The sequence below is a fragment of the Gammaproteobacteria bacterium genome, from assembly GCA_029881255.1.
Lineage (GTDB): Bacteria > Pseudomonadota > Gammaproteobacteria > S012-40 > S012-40 > JAOUMY01.
Map to the genome: position 1 here is coordinate 108,391 of JAOUMY010000010.1, position 15,273 is coordinate 123,663.

Sequence of the window (15,273 nt, forward strand, 5' to 3'; positions counted from 1 at the left end):
GGTTATGAAGGCAGCACAGATCAGGCAGGCGTTTCTCGATTATTTTGCGAGCAAAGGGCACGAAATTGTACCCAGTAGTTCCTTGGTGCCCGGCAATGATCCTACCTTGCTGTTCACCAACGCGGGCATGGTTCAGTTCAAGGATTTGTTTCTTGGTCGCGAAAAGCGCGCCTATCAAAGAGCAACATCGTCACAGCGCTGTGTTCGCGCTGGCGGCAAACACAATGACCTGGAGAATGTCGGTTACACTGCGCGTCACCACACCTTTTTCGAAATGCTCGGCAACTTCAGTTTCGGCGACTACTTCAAGCACGACGCGATTGCCTATGCCTGGGAGTTTCTTACGGAAGTGCTCAAGCTCCCGCCAGAACGTTTGTGGATAACCGTATTTGATGAAGATAAGGAAGCCGAGACGATCTGGCTAAACGATATCGGTGTTGATCCGAACCGTTTTTCGCGCATAGGCGCAAAAGACAATTTCTGGTCCATGGGTGATACTGGACCGTGCGGACCTTGTACCGAAATATTTTATGACCACGGACCCGAAGTGGCGGGTGGTCCACCGGGGACGCCAGAAGAAGACGGCGATCGCTATGTCGAGATCTGGAACCTGGTATTCATGCAATATGACCGTTCTGCGGACGGCACCCTGACACCATTACCCAAGCCATCGGTGGATACCGGCGCGGGGCTTGAGCGTGTTGCCGCTGTCATGCAGAAAGTGCGCAGCAATTACGAAATCGATTTGTTTCAGGCTTTAATTAAGGCAGCGGCGGCGGCGACCAAGTGCGGCGATTTGACACATAACTCGCTCAAGGTCATTGCTGATCATATCCGCTCCTGCGTGTTTCTGATTATTGATGGTGTCGTGCCTTCCAACGAAGGACGCGGTTATGTGCTTAGGCGCATTATTCGTCGCGCACTGCGTCATGGTTATGAGCTTGGCCAGAAGGATTTGTTCTTTCACAAACTGGTTAAAACGCTAGCCGAGCAAATGGGCGATGCCTATCCCGAATTGATCCAATCACAGGCCCAGGTAGAAAAAATTCTGCGCCGCGAAGAAGAGCGTTTTGCCGAAACGCTGGAACAGGGTATGGGCATACTCGAAGGTGCGATTGCCAGTCTCAGTGGTAAACAAATCCCAGGTGAAACCGTATTCCGTTTATATGATACCTATGGTTTTCCTGTCGACCTGACCGAAGATATCGCGCGTAATCGTGGTCTGACCATTGATCATGCCGGATTCGAAAAGGCGATGGAAGGTCAGCGTGATCGCGCCCGTGCGGCCAGTCAGTTCAAAGCGGACTACAGTGCAGACCTGGATATTGAAGGCAAGACAGAATTTACCGGCTATGAAAATCTGGTAGACAAAGTCACCATCGAAGCCATTTTCGTTGAAGGTAAACCGGTCACTCATTTAAGTACGGGTGAACAAGGTATCGTCGTTTTAAATAAAACACCTTTTTATGCAGAGTCCGGTGGCCAGGTTGGGGATACGGGCATGCTTCGTGGCAAAGGTGTCGAAGTAGAAATCAGTGACACCCAAAAACAGGCCGGTGGGGTATTTGTGCATTTCGCCGTGGTTGAACAGGGTGAACTGAAAGAAGGCGCACAGCTTAGTGCCGAAGTCGATGAGGAAGATAGAAAGCGTATCGCCTGTAATCACTCCGCTACGCATTTGCTACATGCTGCCTTACGCCAGGTGTTGGGTGAGCATGTACAGCAAAAAGGCTCGCTGGTGGAAGCCAATCGTCTGCGTTTCGATTTTTCTCACCCAGAGCCTGTTAGCAATGAGCAACTGATCGATATTGAGAATCTGGTAAACAAACACATCCGCGGTAATCACACCGTCGAAACCAAACTCATGCAAATTGAAGCGGCCAAGGCCAGCGGTGCGATGGCGTTATTTGGCGAGAAGTACGACGACGAAGTCCGCGTATTGCGCATGAGTGATTTTTCAGTTGAGTTGTGTGGCGGTACGCATGTTACTCGTACTGGCGATATCGGATTGCTCAAAATCCTGAATGAGGGCGGTGTAGCCGCTGGCGTTCGTCGAATCGAAGCGATAGCTGGTGAAGGCGCTTTGCAGTCGGTACAACAAGGCGACGCAGTATTGTCGCAATTAGCGAGCTTACTCAAGACCAGCAAAGATCAGGTGCAGGATAAATTGCATCAGCTATTTGAACGCAACCGTCTTTTGGAAAAAGAGCTGGATCAGTTGAAGTCCAAGATGGCCAGCGCAGCCGGTAGTGATCTGAGTGGTTCGGCCAAAGAGATAAAAGGAATTAAAGTCGTCGCTGCGCGTCTGGACGGTGCCGATGCCAAATCGCTGCGCGATACAGTAGATCAATTAAAGAACAAGCTGGGTAAGGCGGCAGTTGTGCTGGCGACAGTCGAAGATGGCAAGGTGCGTCTGATTGCGGGCGTGACCAAGGAAAGTACGGATAAAATCAAGGCGGGCGAACTGGTGAATATGGTAGCCCAACAGGTGGGTGGAAAAGGCGGCGGAAGACCAGATATGGCCCAGGCCGGCGGTACCGACCCGACAAATTTGGATGCAGCATTACAGTCAGTGGAGGGCTGGGTTTCAGATAAGCTGGGTTAATGGGGATATAAAACGAAGTTCCTTTATATTTTATTTTGGATAAGGTTTAATCGCCTCCCTCTTATTTACCGGTTTAAATAATGGCATTAATTGTACAAAAATACGGAGGAACATCCGTAGGTAACATCGAGCGTATTAATAACGTCGCAGCCAGGGTTAAACGCTGGCATGACGAAGGGCACGATGTGGTCGTAGCCGTGTCGGCAATGAGCGGGGAAACCAATCGCCTTACAGCGCTCGCACACCAAATTAACTCGGCGCCTGATGCGCGCGAACTCGATGTATTGCTGTCCACCGGCGAGCAGGTCACTATTGCTTTGCTGGCAATGGCATTACAAAACATAGGCTGTTCCGCGCGTTCTTATACGGGTGCCCAGGTCCATATTCTGACAGATGAAGCCTATGGCAAGGCGCGTATTCTCGAAATCGAGGACAAGAAAATTCGCGACGACCTCGCTCAAGGGCGGATAGTCATTGTTGCGGGTTTTCAGGGCGTCGATGCTGCGGGCAATATTACGACATTGGGTCGCGGCGGCTCTGATACCACAGCGGTCGCTTTGGCGGCAGCGTTAAAGGCGGAAGAATGTCAGATCTATACTGACGTCGATGGCGTTTATACTACCGATCCCCGGGTTGTGCCCGAAGCAAGACGCATGGACCGCGTGACTTTTGAAGAGATGCTTGAGCTGGCCAGTCTCGGCGCCAAGGTATTACAGATACGTTCAGTAGAATTCGGCAGTAAGTACAATGTACCAATTCGCGTTCTATCTTCCATGCAGGAAGGCGGTGGTACGTTAATTTGTCATGAGGATCAAAACATGGAACAGGCACTGATTTCCGGTATTGCCTTTAACCAGGACGAAGCTGAGCTGACCGTGCTCGGCGTTCCCGACACGCCAGGCATGGCGTTCCAGATTCTGGGCCCTATCGGCAAGGCCAATATCGAAGTGGATATGATTATCCAGAATGTGGGGGCTGATGGCTCCACTGATTTTACCTTTACCGTACATCGCCGCGATTATGAGAAGGCAAAATCGATACTTGAGCAGACCGCCAAGACCCTGGGCGCGCGTGAGGTCAAGGGTGACACTAAAATCGTCAAGATTTCTATTGTTGGCGTGGGTATGCGCTCACATGCCGGTATTGCCAGCACAATGTTTGAGGCTTTAGCTAAGGAAAACATTAACATACGTATGATTTCCACCTCAGAGATCAAGATTTCGGTGGTGGTTGATGAAAAATATCTCGAGCTGGGGGTGAGAGCTTTGCACTCAGCATTCGAGTTAGAAAAAGAACCTGTGGCCGCAAAATAGGTCATATGTTTCTGAAAACAAAGATATAAAATAAAGCGTCCTCGTCCAACGACAGTATATGTGGGATCATAAAAAAACCTATTAAAGGCTTGAAATTAAAGGTTTTAGTTGAATAAAGTTTAGTCTGATCTGGTCGATACAAGCTATTAACGGAGTTTGAGAGAACTCTCGTCTGCTTGTACGGACAGTCGGCTAAAAAGGAGATAGCGGTAATGCTGATTTTGACAAGACGCGTAGGTGAAACACTCATCATTGGAGACGACGTAACCGTCACAGTGCTTGGTGTTAAAGGCAATCAAGTACGAATAGGCGTCAATGCGCCTAAGGACGTATCGGTCCATCGTGAAGAGATTTACGAACGTATCCAACGTGAAAAAGGCGATGGCGATGCCGATGCGGCTGCCAGCTGATTTACAAAGGTATTAGATTTACGAACTACATCGCTGGCCGGGCAGAGGGGCTAGAATAACAAGAAAACCAGGGCGGTCCAGCGATGCCAATCAAGCCCCCATTTCAAAACTTCATCCCATGACATCAAGTTTCCTGTAACATGCTCCCCGCTGACTGCAAAAAAGGGTTTCATAATCTACTGTAATTTGGGAAAATACCGCGCATTCGTGCGTCGGGTATTGGAAGACGCCGAGCAGCAGAAATTGCACGGCTAATGGCGAAGTTAGTTGACCCCGGGAATTAGTAGCGAAAGAATTTCAAACACAGCGCATCTGCGTTGTTTGATAACAGAGTTTTGGAGAGGTGGCCGAGAGGCCGAAGGCGCTCCCCTGCTAAGGGAGTATACGCCAAAAGCGTATCGAGGGTTCGAATCCCTCCCTCTCCGCCATACCAAAAAAAAGGGCTCCCCATCGGGGAGCCCTTTTTTTTGGTATGGCGGAGAGGGAGGACCTGATAAGAACTCTTCGGTTCGAGAAGCGAGTGTAGCGAGCGGAGACGCCGGCGATAGCCGGCGCCCCGCAGGGGTGAGCGACGAAGGCGCGAATCAATCCCTATTCATTTTCTCGCCAATCTCGATAAAGCCCCGAAAGAGCAAATCAATCTCCAACCTCCCGTCTCAATCTTGACAACTCCACATGATATCCGGATAATGCGCCCTCCTTAGCGCCTGTAGCTCAGCTGGATAGAGTACCTGGCTACGAACCAGGCGGTCGGGCGTTCGAATCGCTCCAGGCGCGCCATATTCCGAAAAGGCTTCATCTTTTTAGATCGAAGCCTTTTTTATTGTCCCGAGTTTTTCAAACGACGAGCGCCTTCCGCGACCTGAGGTCACCCCAGCTGCGCAGCCTACGCTGCTCCGCGTTCGCTGCGGCTGCGAAAGTCCACTGGACTTTCGGTCCTTGCTCACCCAGGCGCGCCATATTCCAAAGAGGCTTCATCTATATAGATCGAAGCCTTTTTTATTGTCCCGAATTTTTCGAACAATGAGCGCCTTCCGCGACCTGAGGTCGCCCCAGCTACACAGCTCCGCGATAGTCAAATCCTCGTTCTCACAAAAATATAGATATGACACGGGTTTGAACGAGTCCTGCGCACTGTGTTATTAATTGGTCTCCCCAATCGGAGCGTCCGGATGAGTAGCAACGAAACAGACCAAACCTTTTCTCCTGATCACCGCCTGCGTCTGCGTAATTTACGTGAAAGTGACTATCAGGCAATCAGTGAAATCATGGATCGGGTATACGCCAAATTGGGCGGTAGTTGGCCAAAGAATAAATTCCTCACTATGCTCAAGACCTTTCCCGAAGGGCAGATTTGCATAGACGACAACGGTAAGCCAGTCGCGGCGGCGTTTGCCGTCATCGTTGATTACGACAAGTTTGGCGATGAGCACACGTATAACGAAATTACGGGTAATGCCTATCTCACGACTCATGATCCCAATGGTGATGTGTTGTATGGTGTGGATGTTTTTGTCGATCCTGCTTATCGCGATATGCGTCTCGGACGTCGTCTGTATGAGGCGCGCAAGGAGTTGTGTCAGAGTTTAAATTTGCGTGCGATTTTTGCGGGGGGACGCATTCCCAATTATGAGCAGCACGCGGACAAACTTTCGCCACAACAATACATCGAGGCGGTTAAACGAAAAGAGATCTACGATCCTATTCTGAGTTTCCAATTGTCTAATGACTTTGATGTTAAGCGTGTTTTACGCGCCTACTTGCCGGAGGACAAGGAGTCTTTGGGATATGCCACTTTGCTCGAGTGGTTCAATATCTATTACGAGGCGCGTGATCCGAAACTCTTTGGCGCGCGCAAAACCACGGCGCGTATCGGTTGCGTGCAATGGCAGATGCGTGAGATGAAAAGTGTCGAGGAATTGATGCAGCAGGTCGAATATTTCATCGACGCGCTGTCGGATTATCGCTGCGATGTAGCTTTGTTCCCGGAGTTTTTCAATGCACCACTCATGGGTTTGGAGCACCACGAAACATCAGTCGATGCAATTCGTCGATTGGCTGAATACACCGAGCAATTGCGTGACGACATCAGCAAGCTCGCGGTGAGTTACAATATTAACGTCATTGCCGGTTCCATGCCGATCGTGGAAGACGGTGCGTTATATAATGTCTCCTATCTGTGCCGTCGTGACGGAACTGTCGATGCGCAATACAAATTGCATCCGACGCCACACGAAAAGCGCGACTGGATTATGCAGGGCGGTAATCATCTCAAATTATTTGATACGGATTTTGGTCGTATCGGCATACTTATTTGTTATGACGTGGAATTCCCGGAACTCGCACGTTTGCTTTCAGATAAGGAAATGCAAATCCTGTTCGTGCCTTTCTGGACGGATACCAAGAATGGATATCTGCGTGTTCGTCGTTGCGCACAGGCGCGTGCAATTGAAAACGAATGTTATGTCGCGATCGCGGGTAGTATCGGTAATTTGCCCAAGGTCGATAATGTGGATATCCAATACGGCCAAACTGCTGTGTTTTCCCCATCAGATTTTGCCTTTCCTCACGATGCCATTATGGCGGAAACCACACCAAATACAGAAATGACGCTAATAGTCGACGTCGATCTTGATAAATTACAAGTATTACAAAATGAAGGCTCGGTGCGTAATTATCTCGATCGTCGACGAGACTTATACAAAATAGAATGGACGGGTGACTAGGCGCTATCGTACGAGCGCACAAGAAAAATGAAGTATACCCAGCCTATACTCACCGGCACGCTCATCAAACGCTACAAGCGCTTTCTTGCAGATGTACGTCTCGATAACGGCGAAGTCATCACCGTCCATACGCCAAATACAGGCGCGATGCTGGGATGCGCCGAGCCGGGTTTTCGGGTTTGGTTGTATGATAGCGAAAACCTCGAACGTAAATATCGCTATAGCTGGCTGCTGGTGGAAAACAATGAAGGCATCAAGATCGGTATTAATACGGCTGCGGCCAATACCCTGGTGGAAGAGGGTATACGCGAGGGCGTAATAAAAGAGTTGCAGGGATACTCTCAAGTCCAAAGAGAAGTGAAGTCACCGACAGGTGTTAGTCGCTTTGATTTGTTTCTGCAACACCACTCACATCTCCCGGATTGCTACATCGAAGTCAAAAGCGTGACCGCCAAAGGTGAAGATGGTGTGGGGATATTTCCCGATGCGGTAAGCGCACGCGGCAAAAAACACCTGGAAGATTTGCGCGCTATGGTCGCGCTCGGATTTCGCGCGGTATTGGTTTTTTGCGTGCAAAGAGAAGACGTCGAGCAAGTTCGTGCCGCCATCGAGATAGACCCATTGTATGCGAATACGCTTGAGACGGTGAGGAAACACGGTGTAGAAGTTATCGCCTATTGCGCGAAACTGTCACCTAATCAATTGTCGCTAGTCCGCCGAATTCCCGTGTTGTAAAAAAGAAAAAGCCCGTATTGCTACGGGCTTTTTTAGACTACGAAGACCCAGATTAGAATGCTGAAGAATACATGGTTCTTCCATCGGCGTTGGGCTGGGTTGAATAGAAACGAGTTTGTTCTTTGAACAGATTGGTATTGGTGTCGTTCTGATGCCAGACCGTTACCTTTTTTAAGGCACCAACCGTAGTTTCATATGCACCTGTTGTTTGATTTATTTGTGCTACGTCGTTGTACTCGTAAATGCGATAGGAATGCACGATAACTTGTGCGCCATTTCCCGCCATCAAACTATTTTGGGTGGGTTTGTACGCAGGAGTATCTCCAGTTACCGAGGTAACAAAATAGTTAGACAAGTTATGTCCCAGATACCCGTTGCTTGAAATCAATGCGGTCCATTCTGAACGTGTTAAACCGTATGGCGCCTGGTCACGATTATCGCGTGGAATTTCATATGTCACGCGCTGAGCGACACGACCCTTATCATCATATATATAGAGGCGCAGTCGGTAGGCAACATCGTCGTTGGTAAACGGAGTTCCATCCGATCCATATTTAAGTATCGTCCCAGAACGGTTCGAACCTGCCCAAGACCACTCATGGGTACGCTTATAGTCGACCAAATCACGGGTGTGATAGAACGCGACCCTGTCGTTTCCAGGTTGGGGGGCGGGATTCATTTGGGGGTTGAAATCAATCTTTTTATCAGTTCCCAAATCGCCATAGAAAATATGCCTATGCTGGAATTGCGCATCGATACTAGTAGTGCTGGCAATTGGCGCGCTGTGATTCATCTCCATGATTGACGCATTGTCCAATCTGAAAGAGGGGTCTGTTGACGGGTTACCGCTGGCAGGCCAAGGCGTCGGTGTCGTGTCGCGATCAGCGACCGGCTCATACTGATAGCTAATCATATGATTTGTGCTGTGCGATTCGTCAGGTGTCCACACATTCCTAATCGGGTCAGTTGCACCATTTGCCTGCTGTGCATGCTGGCCATCAGGAAATTCGACGCGAACCGTATACTTTTTACCGTCGGTACCGGTACGTAATACTTCGTAGCGCTCGATCAATCCACTTGAGTCTTGCTGCCAGTAAACTGTCTGGTCTCCAGGCATGAGTTGCCCTTGTAGTGGATGAGACATGGTGTAGTGACGTGTCCTCTTCGGCGATTCGACGCCGCCAACTACCGTCATTTCTTCGCGCTTCACCCGCTCGTTATTCGATGTCTGCGTGTAACGAACTTCATTCACCTGGCCGAATTCATCAAATTCTTTGCGATAGAATTCATGGGCGTGGGCAGTGGTGAAAGAGAATTTTATCGTGTCTAATCCCGCTGCTGCACGTTTGCCGCCTTTTAACATAAGGTCAGATGCATGCACGTGATACATGTGTCCCTGTTCCATCGCTTTTGTCGGGGTAAATGAAATTGTTCGAGTTGCAGGGTCATAAGAAACGTTTCCCGGAATCGGGTCGGTACTCATCATCATGGTGTCTTCTTCCGCGCCGTCGTCGCCCATGTCCATACCATGGCTTGCGCCAGGCATTAGGTGAACAGTTGTCGGGCCGACACTACTAAGCTCGAGTTCTTCTTTGAGTACTATCTTTAAGGGCTGGGTGATGCTGACGCCTACGCTCCCAGGCGAGGGTTGCGTATTAAATTGATCAAGTGTTAAACCTTGCGGGCCATTTGGCGCAACCACACCACAAGCACTTATTACGGAAATAGCTAAAGACGCGGTGATACCGCGGTATATAACCTTCATGGGACTTCCCTCCGACACATTGACTGTATTTGATAATTATTCAGCCATATACTTATTGTTTTTCATGTTTTATCGTCTAGAAAGACAATGAAAACAGGCTGTTTTATTCGAATTATTATGCGTGCCTTTTTGTGCCAAAGGCAAGCTTTACGGCGGACACAGTTGCCCACCATGTTTAATCATCCCGACATCCTAGGTGCGTAGGCTTACGCTAATATGAATAAAATACTCGGAAATAAGGTCGATATCAGCTTTCGCCATATGCGCATGGGGAGGCTGATGTGGTCTATTGAAGTCGTAGATCTGTTTGACAGTGAAGGTAAGGCGGCAGTGGATATCGTGCATGGGCAGGCCATTTCCTGGCAAGGTCGGCGGTTACCGGTTAGTGCTCAGCGCGTATTGATTGAGGCCCTGGGGCAGATACAGGTTCAAACCATGCCGCGCAAGGCCGAGCATTTGGGCGAAGGGCAGTTTATTCTTATTATTGATATCGCCGGGATGCACGCCAGCTATGAGTGGTCTGGGCGTTTGCCCACCGCATGGTTTTCTCTGCAGCCAATCGTGAAGGCCCTACAGGAACAGGTGGTACATCGTGAATAATTTTGTTTTGAATCTGTTCAAGTGCGTTCCCCTCATCGAAGGTTTAGCCCTTGTGCAGCTAGCATGTACAATGGCGGCATTCCACAGGATTTTCGGATATGAAATCGGATAGCGTATTTGAATTTGATCAGACCTGGGATCAGCAGCAGCGGCAGTTGATCGAACAAGCTATGCTGGTTGCGGAACAACAGGGCAAGAAATCAGAGGCCGCAGAACACGCAGCGATCATGCAGGAATTGCGCGTCGATCATGAAATTATCGCTGCCGGAATTTTATTTGCCAGCGGTATCAGCAAGCCGGTTGGTTTTGATGATCGACTAAGTGCCTTGTGCCAGGAAGCGATGCGCTTGAACGCCGAAGAAGATGGCTGGATAGCGCAGCTTGAACAACAAAACGATCTCAACACCGAAGATACCCAGTCTCACCACATGATGTTGCTGTCGATGATGAAAGATGTGCGCGTGGTGTTTATTTTACTCGCGCATCAATTGTGGATAATGCGCCACATCAAAGGTGCAGATCCCAAGCATCGTCGCGCGGAAGCCTGGGAAACGCGCGTCATCTTTGCGCCTTTGGCCAATCGTCTTGGAATTGGACAACTCAAGTGGGAGTTGGAAGATCTCGCCTTTCGATTTCTGGAAGAAGATGGCTATAAAGAAATTGCTAAAAAACTGGAGGAAAAACGCCAGGACCGCGAGGACTATATTCGTAATGTGGTGTCGGCTTTGTCCACTTTGCTGGAAGAGTCAGGTGTGCGTGCACAGGTATATGGGCGACCCAAGCATATCTATAGCATCTGGAAAAAGATGCAGGCCAAGAATCTCGAATTCGAAGACCTCTATGATGTACGCGCGATTCGTGTTTTAGTCGACGACATCAGTCAGTGCTATACCGCATTGAGTGCGGTGCATAGTAAATGGCCGTTTATTCCCGGCGAGTATGATGATTATATTTCCGCGCCTAAATCGAATAATTATCAGTCCTTGCATACGGCGGTCATCGGACCGGAAGGGCGAACTGTGGAAATCCAGATTCGTACCCATGACATGCATGAATTTGCCGAGCTCGGTGTGGCCGCGCATTGGCGATACAAGGAAGGCGGTCGACGCGATGAAGGTTTGGAAAAACGTATTGAGTCGGTGCGTCAGATGTTGGAGGAAGGACGGATCGATGAAAGCGATTCGGAAATGGTATCGAGTGATGAGGAGTCGGTATTTGTACTGACACCTAAAGGGCAAGTCTTAGAGTTGCCTTCAGGCTCGACGCCACTGGATTTTGCCTACCATATACACACAGAACTGGGACACCGTTGTCGTGGCGCCAAGATTAACGGAGACATGGTGCAACTGACCACCAAACTGAATAGCGGTGACCATGTTGAAATTATTACGACCAAAATCGGCCAACCGAGTCGCGACTGGTTATCGCCTTCGAGTGGTTATTTAAAATCCTCGCGTGCCCGCGCCAAGGTTCGTCAGTGGTTCAAGCAACAGTTTCGCGATGAAAATATTTCGGCGGGTAAGGCGGCTGTACACAAAGAAGCGGTTAAGCGTTCGATAGGTGAGCCGGATTTGAGTTCGGTGGTACCGCGTTTTAATTTCAGCAGTACCGACGATGTGTACGCCGCTATAGGGCGTGGTGAACTGGGCGCGGCGCAGGTGGTGAATGTCGTCCAGGAAACCGTGCAGGCGCCGGTGGTAGAACCGGATGAGATACACACCAGTAGCGCACGAAAATCTGTCGGTTCTGGCAAGATCGATGTCTATGGCGTGGGCGATTTGCTGACGCATATGGCCCGTTGTTGCAAGCCTATGCCTGGCGATGAGATTGTAGGTTTTATCACGCGCGGGCGTGGCGTGAGCATACACCGACAGGATTGCGCCAATGCTAGAGCGTTAGGTGAACAAAATTCCGATCGATTAATCAATGTTTCCTGGGGTAAACAAGACCATGGTAATTACGAAGTGGATATTCTGATCGAGGCCCTGGACCGGTCTGGCCTGTTGCGTGATGTCACTTCCGTCTTGTCAGCCGAAGACGTCAATGTTGTCGCTGCCAACACCTTTTCCAATCGCAAGTTGCAGCAGGCGACATTGAAACTGACACTGGAAATTAATAACTCTCAAAAACTCGATCGCGCCCTCAATCGTCTGCAACAAGTTCGTGGTGTGTTCGAGGCAGTAAGAACCAAATAATAAGCGAACACTAAGAAACCAGGCACTCTTCACAAGAGAATATTCGATGAGTAGTAAGATAAATGAATTGCTGGATATCATGGCGCGCTTGCGTGATCCACAGAGCGGTTGCCCGTGGGATTTGAAGCAGACCTATGCCACGATAGTTCCTTACACGCTGGAAGAGGCCTACGAAGTCGCCGAAGCGATAGAGAAAGGCGATCTTGAACACTTAAAAGATGAACTCGGGGATTTGTTGTTTCAAGTCGTGTTCTATGCGCAGATTGCCAGGGAAGAAAAACGATTTACATTCGACGAGGTCGTCGAGAGTATCTGTGAAAAAATGATACGTCGTCATCCACATGTGTTTTCTGATCTCGATGTTGTCGATGAAGGTGAAGTAAAGTCTAACTGGGAAAAAATCAAGCAAGCGGAGCGGGAACAAAAAAATGCAAAAAAAACAGCGAGTCTGATCGATGGTGTCAATGAGGCCTTGCCCGCATTGTCTCGGGCGAAAAAATTACAGAAACGCGCGGCGAACATCGGCTTTGACTGGCCAGACCATACAGGTGTCGTCGAAAAGCTGCGTGAAGAACTGGCGGAGGTCGAAGAGGCTATTGAATCAGGTGATGCCGCGCATATCGAAGAGGAAGTAGGGGATTTATTGTTTGTCGCAGTCAACCTCGCCAACCATGTCAAAATCGATGCCGAGGCCGCCCTGCGCAAGGCGAATCGGAAATTCGAACGACGATTTCGTTGTATGGAAGAGATAGCCAGTGAGGCTAATACCAGTTTGACTGATATGGATTTGGCCGGACTCGATGGGCTTTGGAATCAGGCTAAAAAACGACTGGATTGATCCACTATCTGCTTTTTTAATACGTTAAATCGTGCATATTCATTACCCGTTGTGGTGCTTTAGACCGAGTGTTTGAATTTTTTAAAGAATTGGATTTTACCTACCGCTAATCCATTGCAGAGAGCCCGATGGGCTTTCTTTTTTTGCAATCGGAGCACCCATGAAATTTATTTCCAACCTCAAAATCGCCCAAAAGCTATTGCTGTTGACCGCGATCCCCGCCTTGTCACTCATGATATTTGCGACAATTGCGGTTTTGGAACGAATTGAGGTTAGCTCCAGTATGGCAGCCGTTGAAACTATGACGCGTATCTCATCACGCATTGGCGCTTTGGTTCATGAGCTGCAAAAGGAACGCGGCATGACCGCCGGTTTTCTTGGTAGCGACGGCAAATCCTTCGCCGACAAAATTGAAGGCCAACAACGCGCTGCAGATGAAAAACACAGTGCACTGTTGACCTACATGGGCACGATTGATCTGGCCGCGCTGGATCCTCATTTTGTCTCTGAGATCAAAGAAGGTTTGGACCTTTTTGAGCAACGGGAACTTGTGCGTGCACGCGTCAGTGAGCTGCGGATTCCAACTGCCGAGGCGATTGCTTTCTACACCAAATTAAACAGTGTATTTCTGCTGGCAGTCTCGGAGATGTACGAAGAGGCGGTAACCGCCGAATTGACTGCCCAGGTCACCGCATATGCCGATTTTCTAAAAGCTAAAGAACGCGCAGGCGTAGAGCGTGCAATTCTGGCTGCGGTCTTTGCGCAGGATCGTTTCGAGAAAGGACAGTTCCGAAGGTTAGTCGAGGTCATTCAGGACCAAAAAGTCTATCTGGATATGTTTCGCCATCTTGCAACACAGCAACAGGTCGCGGTTTACGATCGTACCTTATCCGGTGATGTGATCAATCAAACGCGAAAAATGGTAGAGACAGCATTTGATAAGGCCGACAGTGGTGGCTTTGGCGTCAGCTCGCAGGATTGGTTCAGGCTGCAAACCGAAAAAATCGCTCTGTTGAAAAAAGTGGAAGACTATCTTACGCAAGATGTTGAGAGTTTTGCGGAACATGAGTCTCAAAACGCGGCCGCTGCTGTAAGCGCTTATATTATCGCGTCGGTACTGGTTTTAGCTTTGGTCGTGACAGGTTTTGTAGTGATAGGCAACAGCATACGTCAACCCTTGCGCGATATGGTGAATATTGCCGAGCAACTTGCTGACGGTGAATTGCAAATTGAGCGTAAGGCCTTTGGCCGCGATGAGACCGGCGCTGCCATGGGCGCGATGTATCGCATGGTGGACAAGTTGACCGATATTATCAATAGCATTGTGAGCGCTGCGGAGAATATGGCGAATGCCTCTTCTCAAGTCAGCGATTCAGCACAATCGCTTAGCCAGGCATCCAGTGAGCAGGGGGCCAGCGTTGAGGAGACTAGCGCATCACTGGAAGAGATGAATGCCAGTATTATGCAGAATACGGATAATGCACAGGCTACGTCTTCTATCGCGCTTGAGGTCGCGCAACAGGCCCAGCAAGGTGGAGAATCGGTGCAGGAAACCGTCACTGCCATGCGCGCAATCTCGGAAAAGATCACGCTCATCGAAGACATTGCCTATAAGACTAATCTACTCGCATTGAATGCCGCGATCGAAGCGGCGCGCGCCGGCGAACACGGAAAGGGTTTTGCGGTGGTTGCCGACGAGGTGCGTAAACTGGCGGAGCGTAGCCAGGAGGCAGCGGGGCAGATTACAGCGATGGCCAGTCGGAACGTGACTATTTCTGAGCGTGCCGGGAAACTCATTGCCGAAGTGGTGCCCAAGGTCCAGCAAACCGCCAATCTTATCGAAGAGATCAATGCGGCCTCGTCGGAACAGGCGAGTAATGTTAGCCAGGTGAAACTGGCGATGGACCAGGTCGACAAAACTGCGCAGCAGAGCGCGGCCTCTTCGGAAGAACTGGCCAGTACCTCCGAGGAAATGCTCAGCCAGACCGAGGAATTACGCCACATCGTGTCTTTCTTTAAACTCGCAGACGACTACCGCTAAGTCTTTGCATAGATTTACTGACGAAGCTGTGATCTCAGCGTGCTT

10 protein-coding genes and 2 tRNA genes are annotated in these 15,273 nt (G+C 49.6%); 11 read left to right on the forward strand and 1 reads right to left on the reverse strand.

Translation table 11 applies throughout. From position 1 onward, the window contains the following. Positions 1-4 precede the first annotated feature (4 nt). From alaS to sfsA, 7 genes are all read left to right on the forward strand, one after another. Positions 5-2,605 carry an alanine--tRNA ligase gene (alaS, locus tag OEZ43_16765; protein MDH5547241.1) on the forward strand — a complete coding sequence of 867 codons (2,601 nt, stop codon included), beginning with the start codon at positions 5-7 and terminating at the stop codon, positions 2,603-2,605. Between the two features lie 80 nt (positions 2,606-2,685). Continuing rightward, positions 2,686-3,918: an aspartate kinase gene (locus OEZ43_16770; protein ID MDH5547242.1), complete on the forward strand. Its 1,233-nt coding sequence runs from the start codon at positions 2,686-2,688 to the stop codon at positions 3,916-3,918. A 212-nt stretch (positions 3,919-4,130) separates the two neighbouring features. Continuing rightward, a complete protein-coding gene (gene csrA / locus OEZ43_16775) occupies positions 4,131-4,328 on the forward strand; it encodes a carbon storage regulator CsrA (protein ID MDH5547243.1) in 198 nt (65 codons plus the stop codon). Between the two features lie 337 nt (positions 4,329-4,665). Then, a tRNA-Ser gene (locus OEZ43_16780) sits at positions 4,666-4,756 on the forward strand. Positions 4,757-5,031: 275 nt separating this feature from the next. Beyond that, positions 5,032-5,108: transfer RNA gene (locus tag OEZ43_16785), tRNA-Arg, on the forward strand. A gap of 392 nt (positions 5,109-5,500) precedes the next feature. Further along, positions 5,501-7,054, forward strand: a complete 1,554-nt coding sequence (locus OEZ43_16790) for a bifunctional GNAT family N-acetyltransferase/carbon-nitrogen hydrolase family protein (GenBank protein MDH5547244.1) — start codon at positions 5,501-5,503, stop codon at positions 7,052-7,054. Between the two features lie 27 nt (positions 7,055-7,081). Then, positions 7,082-7,789, forward strand: a complete 708-nt coding sequence (gene sfsA / locus OEZ43_16795) for a DNA/RNA nuclease SfsA (GenBank protein MDH5547245.1) — start codon at positions 7,082-7,084, stop codon at positions 7,787-7,789. 52 nt (positions 7,790-7,841) lie between these two features. On the opposite strand, the gene OEZ43_16800 is transcribed toward sfsA, so the two are convergent. After that, positions 7,842-9,554, reverse strand: a complete 1,713-nt coding sequence (locus OEZ43_16800) for an Ig-like domain-containing protein (protein MDH5547246.1) — start codon at positions 9,552-9,554, stop codon at positions 7,842-7,844. Between the two features lie 216 nt (positions 9,555-9,770). On the opposite strand from OEZ43_16800, the gene OEZ43_16805 reads away from it, so the two are divergent. The 4 genes from OEZ43_16805 to OEZ43_16820 all read left to right on the forward strand — a co-directional run bounded on the left by OEZ43_16805 (position 9,771) and on the right by OEZ43_16820 (position 15,228). Further along, positions 9,771-10,154 carry a hypothetical protein gene (locus tag OEZ43_16805; protein ID MDH5547247.1) on the forward strand — a complete coding sequence of 128 codons (384 nt, stop codon included), beginning with the start codon at positions 9,771-9,773 and terminating at the stop codon, positions 10,152-10,154. A 98-nt stretch (positions 10,155-10,252) separates the two neighbouring features. Further along, a complete protein-coding gene (locus OEZ43_16810) occupies positions 10,253-12,349 on the forward strand; it encodes a bifunctional (p)ppGpp synthetase/guanosine-3',5'-bis(diphosphate) 3'-pyrophosphohydrolase (protein MDH5547248.1) in 2,097 nt (698 codons plus the stop codon). A 46-nt stretch (positions 12,350-12,395) separates the two neighbouring features. Then, positions 12,396-13,187: a nucleoside triphosphate pyrophosphohydrolase gene (mazG, locus tag OEZ43_16815; protein MDH5547249.1), complete on the forward strand. Its 792-nt coding sequence runs from the start codon at positions 12,396-12,398 to the stop codon at positions 13,185-13,187. Positions 13,188-13,347: 160 nt separating this feature from the next. Beyond that, a complete protein-coding gene (locus tag OEZ43_16820; GenBank protein ID MDH5547250.1) occupies positions 13,348-15,228 on the forward strand; it encodes a methyl-accepting chemotaxis protein in 1,881 nt (626 codons plus the stop codon). Positions 15,229-15,273: the final 45 nt, after the last annotated feature.